Source organism: Paenibacillus sp. FSL R5-0923 (assembly GCF_038009145.1).
In the GTDB taxonomy this organism is placed as follows: Bacteria; Bacillota; Bacilli; order Paenibacillales; family Paenibacillaceae; genus Paenibacillus_AQ.
Genome location: NZ_JBBPAT010000001.1, coordinates 4,063,022 through 4,076,121 on the forward strand (window position 1 = coordinate 4,063,022; position 13,100 = coordinate 4,076,121).

Annotated in this window: 12 protein-coding genes and 3 pseudogenes; 4 read left to right on the forward strand and 11 right to left on the reverse strand. The window is 40.3% G+C overall.

Going from position 1 to position 13,100, the window contains the following annotated elements; genetic code table 11:
• Positions 1-157: 157 nt before the first annotated feature.
• Positions 158-580, reverse strand: a complete 423-nt coding sequence (locus tag MKX35_RS18260; RefSeq protein ID WP_143759346.1) for a phosphotransferase — start codon at positions 578-580, stop codon at positions 158-160.
• A gap of 33 nt (positions 581-613) precedes the next feature.
• Positions 614-1,063, reverse strand: a complete 450-nt coding sequence (locus tag MKX35_RS18265; protein ID WP_076298650.1) for a hypothetical protein — start codon at positions 1,061-1,063, stop codon at positions 614-616.
• Positions 1,064-1,217: 154 nt separating this feature from the next.
• Between MKX35_RS18265 and MKX35_RS18270 the strand changes: the two genes are divergently transcribed.
• From MKX35_RS18270 to MKX35_RS18280, 3 genes and pseudogenes are all read left to right on the forward strand, one after another.
• Positions 1,218-1,463: an IS110 family transposase gene (locus MKX35_RS18270; RefSeq protein ID WP_081382766.1), complete on the forward strand. Its 246-nt coding sequence runs from the start codon at positions 1,218-1,220 to the stop codon at positions 1,461-1,463.
• 79 nt (positions 1,464-1,542) lie between these two features.
• Positions 1,543-2,067, forward strand: coding sequence for a hypothetical protein (locus MKX35_RS18275; protein WP_143759344.1), 525 nt, complete (start codon positions 1,543-1,545; stop codon positions 2,065-2,067).
• Positions 1,991-2,499: pseudogene (locus MKX35_RS18280) on the forward strand (Tn3 family transposase); the annotation flags it as partial. The gene MKX35_RS18275 and the pseudogene MKX35_RS18280, both read left to right, overlap by 77 nt.
• Positions 2,500-2,809: 310 nt before the next feature.
• Here the strand turns inward: MKX35_RS18280 and trxA are convergent.
• The 9 genes and pseudogenes from trxA to MKX35_RS18325 all read right to left on the reverse strand — a co-directional run bounded on the left by trxA (position 2,810) and on the right by MKX35_RS18325 (position 11,755).
• Positions 2,810-3,130, reverse strand: coding sequence for a thioredoxin (trxA, locus tag MKX35_RS18285; protein WP_076298850.1), 321 nt, complete (start codon positions 3,128-3,130; stop codon positions 2,810-2,812).
• A 288-nt stretch (positions 3,131-3,418) separates the two neighbouring features.
• Positions 3,419-3,694, reverse strand: coding sequence for a hypothetical protein (locus MKX35_RS18290; RefSeq protein ID WP_076298648.1), 276 nt, complete (start codon positions 3,692-3,694; stop codon positions 3,419-3,421).
• Between the two features lie 197 nt (positions 3,695-3,891).
• Complete coding sequence (locus MKX35_RS18295) at positions 3,892-4,659, reverse strand: GNAT family N-acetyltransferase (protein ID WP_076298647.1); 768 nt, start codon at positions 4,657-4,659, stop codon at positions 3,892-3,894.
• Between the two features lie 269 nt (positions 4,660-4,928).
• Positions 4,929-5,463, reverse strand: a pseudogene (locus MKX35_RS31915) (FAD-dependent oxidoreductase); the annotation flags it as partial.
• A 100-nt stretch (positions 5,464-5,563) separates the two neighbouring features.
• The gene (locus MKX35_RS18305; protein WP_076298646.1) at positions 5,564-5,962 is read right to left on the reverse strand and encodes an Rrf2 family transcriptional regulator; all 399 of its coding nucleotides are present in this window, start codon (positions 5,960-5,962) and stop codon (positions 5,564-5,566) included.
• A 454-nt stretch (positions 5,963-6,416) separates the two neighbouring features.
• On the reverse strand, positions 6,417-6,887 hold the full coding sequence (locus tag MKX35_RS18310; protein WP_341044467.1) for a GNAT family N-acetyltransferase: 471 nt from the start codon (positions 6,885-6,887) through the stop codon (positions 6,417-6,419).
• Between the two features lie 344 nt (positions 6,888-7,231).
• Positions 7,232-8,920: a methyl-accepting chemotaxis protein gene (locus tag MKX35_RS18315; protein ID WP_076298644.1), complete on the reverse strand. Its 1,689-nt coding sequence runs from the start codon at positions 8,918-8,920 to the stop codon at positions 7,232-7,234.
• A 379-nt stretch (positions 8,921-9,299) separates the two neighbouring features.
• A pseudogene (locus tag MKX35_RS18320) lies at positions 9,300-9,588 on the reverse strand (NAD(P)/FAD-dependent oxidoreductase); the annotation flags it as partial.
• Positions 9,589-9,712: 124 nt separating this feature from the next.
• Complete coding sequence (locus MKX35_RS18325; RefSeq protein ID WP_076298643.1) at positions 9,713-11,755, reverse strand: serine hydrolase domain-containing protein; 2,043 nt, start codon at positions 11,753-11,755, stop codon at positions 9,713-9,715.
• Between the two features lie 440 nt (positions 11,756-12,195).
• Between MKX35_RS18325 and MKX35_RS18330 the strand changes: the two genes are divergently transcribed.
• A complete protein-coding gene (locus MKX35_RS18330; protein ID WP_076298642.1) occupies positions 12,196-12,828 on the forward strand; it encodes a TetR/AcrR family transcriptional regulator in 633 nt (210 codons plus the stop codon).
• The last annotated feature ends 272 nt before the right edge of the window (positions 12,829-13,100 follow it).

Genomic DNA, 13,100 nt, shown 5'->3' on the forward strand with positions numbered 1-13,100 from the left:
GGTCACCTCACGAAACGGAAAAATCGTGCGCTAAGCAATTTATTTCATGGAAAAACCGGACTCTTTATTCTACAAAGAAATCCGATTTTAGTAATCGGGTAGCTAGAACTCGTTGAACTAACGAACCCGTTAGTGGAATAAAATGTGTTGACTTGTATTAACAGTTCTGTGTTAGCTCTTTGTACAATCGCCTGACTGATGGAAGTAATCCAGGCCCATATTTTTGTTGTTGTAAATCTGCGACTTCTTTTTCTGTTACAAGTTCTGAAACTAAATAAGCTATTTGACAGCTTTTTACGTAGTCCTTATCGAATTTTCTATTAAGTCCTTTGAAATACTCGTCCCAAATGATGTTTGATTGGCTTGATAAACTGTCATCAGATAAGATCATATTAACTATTGAGATGCCACCTACTCCCCATAATGCATCTCCCCAATCAATTATCATAACATTTTCATCTTTTACTGCTATATTTCCTGACCAAAAATCCTTATGAACGCACGTAGATGGAATACTATTCAGATTTTGCTCATGATCATCATAATAGTCAGAACTTATGGATAAAAGACGTTGAATTATTTCGGATTCTTCAGCATTAGAAAACTTTAGGGCTCACCTACCTACATTATCCACTGCTTCTTGTAAACGTTGGGCCTCACACTGTGGCAAAAGTTTTGAAATGAAAGAACCTTCAATAAACGTTATTCTCTGCAGTTTTCCCAAATTGAGCGCTGCCTTTAAAGCACACTTCAACTCAATTCCTTCATAGCAACATGTTCCAGCGTTTGTAACTAAAAACCATCGCCATGTAGATTCAGGGATCAAATCATCATTGATAACTTCAGGTACAATGTTAGGTAAAAGTAAATGAAGATGTTTTGTTACCGACGCTTCTTTCCTTTGCCGAGGAGTACCTTTAAGGAAATAAGTCAAGTTATTATTTAGCGATATTTTATAGCACTGTGACCATGCACTATGTTCCCAAGGTACACCGATGGTTTTTACTAAACCATGAAAAATTTCTTTCGATTTACTAAGAGCTTTTTGAGAATCGTTATCCATAATACCCCCTAAGATCAACTACTGTTTATATCTCAGCTGTTGCTGCATTATCCTGCCCGTTAGAATTCCTGTAGGTGGATTATTTTCGGCTTTGTAAAAAACGAGCGCCTCAGTACGATGGAAGTACACAAAGGGTCAAAAGTTCGGTGAGTCCCTGTCTTTCTTTAATAACGAAGACGGATTTAGTTGCCTTTTACATTGGATCCATAAGTTGCTGGTACCCTTTCAACTTAGCGAAGCCATTGTCGGTTTAGAGCTGACCGGAGATTACTGGTTAGCCTTATCACGCTGGCTTTTCGACCATAAGTTTCAAGCAGTGCTAGTGAACCCACAACTGGTTAAAAAAACAAAGAAAACCGAGATAATACAAGTTCTAAAAGTGATGTTAAAGATGCCTTAGTCATTGCAGATATGATCAAAAACGGGTACTACTCATGGATTCGCACCACAACCGAAGAATTCGAGGAACTACGTGTTTCTTGTCTAACCGTGATGCCGTCGACATGCGTTTGGTAAGCACTGTAAACCAGTTACACCGCTGGGGCGATCTTGTTTTCCCCGAAATGAGACAAGTATATAAACACTTTACTTGTACCGGGGCCATAGCAACACTCCGCCTGTTTCCAACGCCATCTGAGCTTCGTAACATGCAGCTACAAGATGTAATTGACGGTTGGCGAAGACTAATGAAACGGCATTATGGAAAGCGAAGAGTACACATGCTTGTCACTCTAGCAAGTTCTTCGTTCGGCTCTTCTCAGGCTCATAAAGTCTATAAATTGCATTTGAAGCAACTGCTTGAAGAATACGACTTAGCTACTATTCAGAATCAAGCCGTGGAACAAGAAGTCATTGCTGTGCTTCATCGCATACTTTATGCCAAGCAGATGCTAGCCTTTAAAGGAATTAACGCTATTTTATACGAGCTTGATCGGAGGTACCATCAACGTAAAACACATTCAAAAAGAGTGGAACGAAGTTCTTCGCTTAGCGGCATCGATTAAACAGGGCACCGTTTCTGCCTCTCTTATGCTGAGGAGGTTAGGTAGTTATCCGCGTCAGAACGGGCTGGCTGTGGCACTGCGAGAATTAGGACGTATCGAGCGACGTTGTTTACGCTGGATTGGATGCAAAACGTTGAACTACGCCGTCGGGTACAGGTTGGATTGAACAAGGGAGAAGCCAACAATGCTCTGGCTCGTGCCTTATTCTACAACCGTCTGGGGGAACTGCGTGACTGCAGTTTTGAGAATCAGCGCTATCGTGCTTCCGGCCTCAATCTGGTAGTAGCAGCCATCGTATTGTGGAATACGTTCTACTTGGAGAGAGCTATACAGGCATTGAGAGCACGTGGAGAGTTGATTGATGACAATCTACTAAAACATCTTTCTCCACTTGGTTGGGAACACATAAATCTGACAGGCGACTACACTTGACAACAGAACAATCAGGTGGAACGTGGTAAGTTTAGACCGTTACACTCCATTTCTTAAAGGGAAACGCCAGCAAACCAGATTTTCTGGCGTTTCCCTTAACGTACGATTTTTTCCGTTTCGTGAGGTGATCCATAGAAGCTTGACTTAATTACCAATCCCGAAAAAAACAATATCAATAAAATGAAAGAATTAGGTTGTGTAGGTTTTATCTAACTTCTTCATTCATTTTATCTCCTCTTAAAATTTAACTACTCAACTTAACGAAAGCCGCCGATTGGGCTGGCGGCTTTCGTTGGGAGTTTTACGTTGTTTAATTATTTTTATCTGGTATGCACTGTTTTAATTTATCAATATGAACAGCCCCAAGAATTTTATCGATCGGTTCACCATTTTTAAAAAGAATAGTAGTTGGAAGGCTCAAAATTCCATAATGAGCGACAGTATTTGGTTGTTCGTCTGCATTAATTTTTAGCACCCTCACTACGTTGCTATACTCCTGATCGAACCTCTCGAGTATAGGTGCAAAAGAGCGACAAGGTCCGCACCAAGGTGCCCAAAAATTAACTAATGTTAAGCCTTCATGTTTCAAATCAGCTTTAAAGGTTGTATCCGTAGAGTGACAAATAGTCATCTGTATCTTCCTCCATTTCATAATTTTTTTCACATATTTAAGCAACAGCTTACTAATCTGAATCCGAATTCGGAGAGCCAGATTATTTTCAAACTTTCTACTACCAATGATGAATCGACGGGATATCATCACCTCCTTAAACAACAAGGTTGAAATCGCAAGGCTTTGGTACGTACATCCCCAAGCCAATTATTACAAAGATATCAAAGGTATTTGATATCCGTAATTAACCCGTAAGAGCACTCCTACGAATAGTAAAATCTTCCTCCGTCAAATCCAAATTTACGCTCATAGCGGTTTGGCTGCCATCCGCTGCAGCAAAAACCACTTGGGAAGGAGCCATGTCCGAAGCTCTCCGGCGATATATAAACCAGGTATTTCCGGTCTCCACTTTCCGTCCGTTTTAATTCCGCCCGACGCCGTCATTTCACAGCCTAATCGCTCTGCGAACGGAACGCTTTGCAAAAATTTAGGAGTCGCGAAGCCACCAACCCTTGGAATTTGAGTTCCGTCTACAAAGCGAACATGTTCAAGCTGTCCATTTTGGCCAATGAAAGCCTGCAATAGGTTGCTCCATGACCATGATTCCCTTTGATTGAAGCTGCTTTTTGTGCTCTTCTTGTTGTTTTATAAGTTTGTTCAAATTAATGCAAATAACCTTGATAAACGAACAAAAAGAATGAGCGTGTTTTGAAAAAGATTGATCATTTCCTATCTATGTTGCTGAACAATCGCGCCCTTTAGCTTAATAAGAAAAACCCTTATTCAAATACAACCATTTCTCCGACATCTATAAATCCAAATCCCTTATAGATATTTTTCCCATCATCTGAAGCCTGTAATACAACTGGTTTTTGTTTATCCTTTGTTTGATTTAGAAGAAATTGAAACATTTCACTACCATTTCCTTTACCTCTAAATGTTTCTTTTGTCATCACATCATAAATACCATAACTATCTTTGCTTTCTATTAATAAACCAGTAGTTACAGCCATTTCGTCTATGCATCCAATAAACATTTGAACTTCTGAACCTAATTTTATTTGTGAAAACTTATTAAAATAACTTTCTAATGCATCTTTTTCTGGTGTACCTTCAAATAAGCTCATAAATACCTCTATATATTTTAAAAGTTCTTCATTATTTTTCACATTAGTAATCATAAGCTGATGGAAAATTCTTTGACCAACATTAAGAGTATTTTCAAGTTTCATCATTACATTACGTTCCGTTTCTTTTAGGTCATATTCTTGCACAAGTTTTTTCCAATCATCGTTTAAATACTGAGCATCAATCCAAATACTAAAGGGATATTCTTTATAAGAAAAATTATCGATTCCATGTCTAATCTTAACTGCATTTTTGATATTTGGAGATTTCGGCAATAATATATTGAATGTATCAGTAGGAATTTCTGTATTTGCTATAACGAAATCTTCTTCCTTTGTAAGTTCTCCACTAACTGCATGAGTAAATACTTTTAATTTTTCTTCAAAATTGTTTATTACTAATTGTTGATTTGTAATCATGTTTTTGCTCCTTTCAATTTAATTTTGCGCGCTCTTTTCATTATTAGGTCAGTTAAATTCTGAAACAACTGTGTTCACAGTATTTATATCCTACCATAATTTAACATTTAAGCGATTCATTTTCTTTCTCAATAATCTGGCCCGTTTGTTGCACCAGTAGGAAACGGAGTGCATTTAATTTTTTTATAAAACTTTTTACAAATTATCAATATTTATTATAAATGATCAGACTTTTTTATAAATTATCGAAATTTATTCTAAATTCACCCTTCTGACAGAGATGCCTTGCCACTAGTACAGACAAACAAATCCTTGCTCCAATTGAAAGGCAGTTTTTCCGTATGAAATAAGTTTGGAAATTCGGAAACAACAATAATCGGTTGATCTTGGAGCTCACAGCCGTCGCAATAGGGACAATTGAACAAGCTTTTCCCGTAAAGCGGATAAAAGCCTTCAATCTCTGGATATATCTCCTTTACGCCTGTTGTCAAGATCAGTTTTCGCGATTGAAGGCGAAGGCAAGTAGAATCAAGCTACTCAAATCGGAATTGGGTAGTGTCAACGGAAACAACTTCGTTTTGAGGATGATCGACTAACGGATAACTTTTAATCTCCTCAAGAGCAATTCCGCGAAACTCGACCGGCGTTACGCCGTCTCTCGTAATAATGCCGTTAGACGCATGTGTAATGGCATTTCTGGGTCGATTGTTGTCGATGATAGCCGCTTCTCCTTGCTCTTCCAAGAATGAGGACTGCATTCAACCCGACCGGTCCTCCACCAATAATGGCGCATTCGTAAATCATGACGCTCACACCCTTATTCGGATATAAAAGACTCATTATATCTATTATTGAATAAAAGTAGAAAACTGCACTCCTCCTTTCAATATAAAATGGCTCAACCTTAAACCTGTGTTTGCTTTTGGACCAGATCCGTCAACTTCGTGTTTTTAAGATGGCTTTCCATTTTCTCTTCCGCTTCTTTCATTACAGCTTGAATCGAGCATTCGTCGCCGTGGACAAAATCACATTCAAATAAGGATGCAGTACCCTCAATAGCGTGGATAATATCCAAAAATGTGATATCGTCTTTTTTGCGAGATAAGCGATATCCTCCGTTGACTCCGGAAACAGACTCGATCATCCCTGCTTTCACGAGCCTTGTTAAAATTTTGGATAAATAGGTTGGTGAAACACCTTGTAATTCTGTTAACTGCTGAACACCTATCGGCTTAACTGGAGAAGCGTCAAGTAGCGCGAGCATGGTGTGCAAAGCATAATTTGTTGCTTTTGTAAATCTCACGGTAACACCCCATTCAAAGACTTATTGTATCTATAATATCCTAGAAATCGTTAATGTGTCAAGTTTATACCTTATCATAAAATCCACGAAACCATTTAGATTTTGTAGTTAAAGGACACTTTCTTAAAGATTGTAAATATACTTGCTGCAGCCCTTCACAATTATATAAAATACAATTTCAAATTTACAGAATAGAAACCAAATGAAGAATAGACTGCTTGATAGAAGAACGATGGGAATTACACCTTCACAACTGTAACGCTCAATCTGAAAATAAATTTCCAACGTAAAGCATAAATAAACACGCAGCCAGCAACGGCTGCGTGTTTATTTATGCGGTGCTCATCACTGCTTCATCATACTTTTGATGATTACTTGGAGATATCTTTTCTCATTTATTTCAAACTTTTAACCATACAGATCCAACTCTTTTCATTGAACATAAAATATCATACTAACCTATTTTCCTGTATATGAGTATGGAATGCAAATTGGTCGTATTGATGCTTGGCCCAGGATTTTCACCCGAGACGTGCAGGCATAGCATATTCGAGCTTGGCTCGCTTTGCACAAAGTGCTGCGCCCACTGCAATAGCAGCTTTCCAACTCTCTCGCCTCGGTGGTCAGGATTGATAGTTACATCTGAAATATTATATTCTCCAACCTGCGGGTTATATTCAAATAAATGTACCCTAATCTTCATTTTAAGTAGATTCCATTTTCCAAACCTATTGAAGTTTTTCCAGGAAGAAAGTTTTTGTTTGTGATTCATATCTGATTCAGACTTCCATTTGATGGATATCGTTCCGATCACTGCTCCCTCTTGCAAGGCAACCATCCTTAGACTTGTAGGCTTGCTGGGGAAATGATCAAATAGTTTTTCGAAAAAAAGAGTGAGAGTGTCATCGCTCAGGCTCTTTTGCAGAAGTCAATGGTGAAATCATAGGTTCAAATGTAGTTACTAAATTCTCCGATTCAACGGCTCAACTGCGTTGGTTTTTTTAGAAAAACACTATCAAGGATTAGGCATGACTCGCCTTTCTTCGTCCAGGTCTGAGTTGATGGCGACACTAAAGACTTCATCGCTATAGAGGACTTCTCCCTTCAAAAATTGCGCCCACAAGAAGTTAGATCAGTTCAGCCTTAAAGAAAGGGGCAGGTAAACCCCCTTAACAAACGCCTATTGTACGGATTGTGGGACTAATATCAAAAATTCTGTGCACATAAATAATACCCCATTCTCCCATCAATAATATGCCCGGCGTCTTCCTAGACCTTAAACTTACCGATTTGATCTCGTAATTGATCAGCCATTTTAGACAAAGAGGAAGCAGAGGTGAAAACTTCCTCCGAGGACGCGATCTGCTCTTCCGTAAATGAAGATACTTGCTGCATCCCCAATGCGGATTCCTCGACGATTCTGGAAATGTACTTCATAGAGCTACCGATCTGTTCCGTACTAGCAGACATTTCTTGAGAAGCCGCAGCCACCTCTTGAATTTGAGTGACAACTTTATGTACCGATTGTTGAATATGTTCAAAGGATATTCCAGCCTTACTTACAACGTGAATCCCTTTGTTCACTTCTTTTGTTCCGACTTCCATAGATTGCGTAGCGGCAGTTGTTTCTTGTTGAATGTTTGCTATTAGTTTAGCAATCTGTTGTGATGATTGAGTCGACTGTTCGGCTAATTTCCGGATTTCGCTTGCCACTATTGCAAATCCTCTTCCCTGCTCTCCTGCTCTCGCTGCTTCAATTGATGCATTAAGTGCCAGTAGATTCGTTTGCGAAGCGATATTCGTTATAGATTCAGTGATTTCTCCAATATCCTGTGAACGTTCTCCCAATCGGTTTATCACTCCCGATATTTCTTCAAAGGTTTGATGAATAAAGTTCATCTGATCCACTACTTGTTGAATGGCTTGATTTCCTTCTAACGAATTGTCAGCCGCCTGGGATGCAGAATATGAGACGCTTTGAGCATTGATAGCAATTTGTTGCGTTCCTTCCGATATCTCGTTAACGGCCTGCACGCTTTCATTCACACTTTTAACTTGATTATTTGCTCCGGAAGCAACTTCTAGAATGGTAGAAGAGATTTGTTGCGTAACACGATTGGTCCCTTTGGAGCTAGCCGTTAACTCCTCTGAGGATGTGGCAACATATTTGGCACTCATTCCGACCTGCAAGATTAAACTGCGGATGTTTTGGACCATTTGATTAAAAGAATCCGCTAACTCGCCGATTTCATCCCTACTTTTCACGTCCATTTTCTCTAACGTTAGGTCACCTGAAGCAATTCGTTTTACTGCATATGAGATATGAACGATTGGTTTAGAGATTAATCTGGAGATAAAGTAACCTATCGTAAGAGCCGTTAGAAATATGATTATACTTATGATCAGAACGGTTGTTCGGACGGAATCAACCATCAACTCATTCTCTTTGACATCTTCATCAACTAGCTTTTGTTGTCCATCGGCTATCTCATTGGCCAATTTCTCCATTTCACGCCCGAGCGGAATAACATCACTTGACACCAATTTTATTACCGCTTCCATGTTTGTTCCCTCTAATGAAATAACTTGATCTGCGCCTTTCTTGAATTGTAAACCTATTTCATTTAGTTTCTGTAATTGGTTTTTGTCCACATCACGTTGTACCAGTCTTAAGGTAGCGTTTATTAATTCCGACAATTGCTTGTTCGATTCGTCAAGCCTATCCAATCCGTTATTGCTTTGGTTTAAAAGAAAATCTAGCAAACTGCTCATCTGCTGCAGCGTGCTAGCTCTCATATCCTTCAAATTAGACAAGATCTGTTCTCCCCTTCTAATTATATCCGAATTGGAATCGTCTATCTTTTTTAAATAAAATAGGGATAGACCGCTTACGATTCCAAAAAGAACCGCAATACTTATGAAAGCACTTATTATTTTCTTACCTATAGTAAATCTCATAGAGCACCATACCTCTTCTATTTTTTAAATAAATTTGTTGAATAATAATAATAATTAATTTATAACTAACCATTTTGCTGTCGTTATCATTACGTATTTTCTCAAAGTCGATTTCGTATACCCCGAAAAATCCCTGGGAGGTTCCGGTTTCTCGCGAAGAACAACTAAGCTTTTTAATCCTGCGCCTAGCAGGATTGTATTATCAAGTAAGCAAGGAAATACGGAAAAAAGTGGATAATAATCAATGCCTTTGAGCAGTACTATCACCTCTGAATTATGCTTCTTACAATCCAGGGCAGCATATATCTGCTGCCTGCTGCTGTAAGGCTTGACGATAATGACGATCTTGTACATCGCCGCAAGCGAACATGCCCTCAACGCTGGCAAAACGGTTCAGGAAGTGTACCTCTTCCATGCCTGAATCTCCCCCCGCCCACCACAATAATCTTCTTGCTGCGGAGGAAAAATCCGTCACAAGTTGGGCATGTACTGACTCCACGGCCGATGTTTGCCTTTTCATGTGGAATGTCGGGTGATTTTGCAGAAGCTTCCGTGGAAATAATTAAACATTCCGTCATTAGGTCTTTTTGACCTTGCACTTCTTATGTAAATGGTCGCTGCGACAAATCCACTTGACTGACCCATCCCCTGTGGAATTCTGCGCTAAAGTGCTAGCTTGCGGTGGATGTCGCACACCTATATAAACAAGAGGAGGATCATCGTAAATTTGGGATGAGCACAAATATAAGGAAGCCTCAAGAATTTTGCCCCTTGAGGCTTTATATAATAAGCTTATTTCATTGTTATTTTAAATTCCAAGTCCGGCGCGCCGGCAAATACGATCGTTCCGTTCTTGGGCAGGGTCACTTTGTTGTTGCCGCTGACAAGGCTATAGTTAACGCTTAATCCGTGCTCGTCATATACCGCGAAAGCACCTTTCATTGGCAGCTTGACCGTCATCGTTTTACCTGCCGCCGCTGCCGGGATAGTATACCATTTAGCATCCCCGTTCGCTGACACCGTGGCCTTGGACTGATTTCCTGCATAGATCGGTTTTACGTTCGCCTCGCTCACAAGTGAGAACCCGTTTACGTTCAAATATTCGATGCCGTCTTTCGTGTAGAACCGGGCTTCCGTCGTATCCCGGCCTGCTATTCCTGGGATTTGGATCTGACTCGTCGCCGTATTTGGACCTGTGATTTTTCTATCCACCCAATAACCCGGCAGACCGTCGGCGAGGCTAATTTCGATTGCCGGCTGCCCAAAGAAATACTCTTCGGAGCTGAATTTTTGGTTAACGACATAGAACTTAGCGCCTTCCCGTTTTGCCCAAGCTTCTGCGGTCTCCTTCGGCAGCACGTTGTCTTCCAGCTTCTCAGCTGCATACTCTGACGTTGCTAGCTGCCCCAATCCCGGCAACGTCTCATAGGCTCTCTTCCACAAATACGTGCGTCCGCTCTTCTCGGTGACGAAGCTGATCTTGGAGTTTCCGTTCTCGTTGATAAAGCTTCCATCCAAAGTATATATATACTTCGTCTCCGGATTGTTTGCCATGGACAGTTCCCCGTCCTTGGTGATCTCTATCCGGAACTGCGTTTCACTGCTGGCATAATAGCCTGCTTGCTTCACTACATCATTGGGCATCTTGGCCTTAACCGGCTTGCCGAATGATTTATCCGGCATGACGTTCTTAATTTCGCCCTTATCCTTGAGCGCCAGCAGCAGTATTTCGCTTGCCAGCAATTGATTCGTGCTACTGCTACCGCCGGATGTTAACACAGCAGCTGCCATCTTTTTCTCTGGAAGCACGACGAGAGAAGCAGAATACTCAGAGATGTCCCCGCCCTTGGCCAAGCCCTTTATTCCGTAATCATTGAACGGGTATAGCTTCACATTGTCCCAACCGAGACCGTAATTGTTACTATCATCCGTATCTTCCGGCCAGATGCCTTTCTTGTATTCCTCCTGTTCCATCGCCCGTACCGACTTGTCAGAAAGGATGTTGTTTGCCTGTCCCATAAATATTTGCGAGAATCGCACCATATCTTCTGCCGTAGAATTAACCCCTCCTTCGGCGATCACATTAACAAAAATATCTGGAAGTTGTACTTGGTAATCCGGGACATGGAACCCAGCAAGAGTGCTGCCTTTCGATTTGTCCTGCGGTGTCTTCGTATGATTCATCTGCAATGGTTCTGTGAAATATTGATGAAAAAATTCGGTAAAGCTCATGCCGCTGACTCTTTCAACGAGAATCTCAGCAAGCGTAAAACCGCTATTGCAATACACTGAGAATGCTCCAGGGTCCGCCTTCAAGGTCTGGTCGAACAAGGTTTGCAGTAAGGTATCATGGGCATAGGTGTCATTATCCTCGAACAAGGAGTCGCTCGTAGATCCAGTACCGCGCAGACCGGAGGAGTGGTTCAGCAGCATGCGCGGAGTAATGCGCTTATACCGTTCGTCCTTCATCTTGAAATCGGTTATATATTGAACGACGGGAGTATCCAGATCGATTTTCCCTTCGTCTACCAATTTCATGACGGCCGCAGCCCCAATTACTTTGCTGACCGAGCCAATACCGTATAATGTATCCTTGGTCAGCGGTTTATCGTTCTTGCCCGTCTGGCCAGACACAGTGATATTCCCATTATCAATCAGCGCATACTGAACGCTAATCGTATGGGTAGATTCTATTAGCAACGCAGCCTTCTCGGCAGCGGTTTTCCCCAATCCTTGGTTATCCGCAACAACAGGGGCGACGCTGGAAGCCATTGCTCCGGATGGCATAGTCAACGCAAGTGTAGCTAATAACACCCAAGAAAGTCTCTTTTTCATGATAATATCTCCTATATCTATTTATTATTGACTTCAAGAGAAGCGTCTGATGTACCAAGATAATTATTATGGTCCAAGAAATAACGCTCAATAGAGTGCAACAAATTGTCCCATTGTGAGCCAAATATGTAACTTCTCCCCGAGTAGGCTTCGGTTTGAACGCATGTATTATAACGACTAGGTTTTAAAGCTGTGTAAAGCTTATAAACAACGTCAACAATGCGAGTACGATCGCAAAATAAAGTAACTTCCCCTTTTTCTTTTGCTCCACTCCTTTCTTTTTATCAAAAGTTTCATACAACTTAAAAAAGGTAGTACACAAATAATATTTAACCGAACGGTCAGTTTCATCTTACTAAAAACTAACCAATCGGTCAATTTTTATGTTTTATGCTATAATAACTGAAGAAAATGAGCCCACTATTCTAGGAGGAACGGTAATGATAGATGGTAGAGAAAAAAAGGGGAACAAAACAAAAGAAGTTTTATTAAACGCTACAATCGCTTTAATAGCAGAAAATGGTTTAGAAGCATTAAGCGCTAACAGCATAGCAAAGAAGGCAAATGTTAGTAAAGCAAGCGTGTTTCATCACTTTGGTTCTATGGAAACAATTCAACAAGAAGCTTTTATTTTTGCTGATGTGCTAATGAGTGAAGCGCTGGAACAAATTTATCAGGAAGCGAAGGAAACGGATTCTTTTGCGGATATTATGCTCAAATACTTTCTCTTCTTCATTGAAGAAAAAAATAAAGACTACTTAAATTTAATTAATGTTCAAATGCAATTTGTATTGAAGTCTTCATATGATACGGAGTTTGAAGAGATTATCTTTGGTAAAGACAGCGAAAAAACACCGTTTGATTTCTTTGAGATCTTGGTGGGCGATTTTTATGGTGATACGCTAGACGCGAATGACTTGGAGTTAGTAAATGATTTAATAATAATTCTTATAAATGGATTCACAACATTTTTAATCTCTAAGGCAGACAAAGAATGGCTTGTTTCATTATGGAAAGAAAATATTAAAATGATTGAAATCTATATTCACTCATTAATTGAATCAAATTCATAATACTTCATCTAAAAACTATAATTATGCAAGATTTTTGTTTTTCTATATCATCGATTTTATGTGTCTTTGCAGATAGCTTCTGGGCGATTTGCCTATTTCGCTTCCTCGCCGACGTAAGCGCAGCCTTCACAGCTCCATAGGTATGGGTTTCCAATCCGTATGTCGTCGTGCCTGCATCCAGCATCTAGAAAGCGATGGGGATCGCCTTCTCAGCACCGGCTTTCTTACCTATTTTCTGCGTCAATTGGGCACCGGTATTACATTTGCCTTCA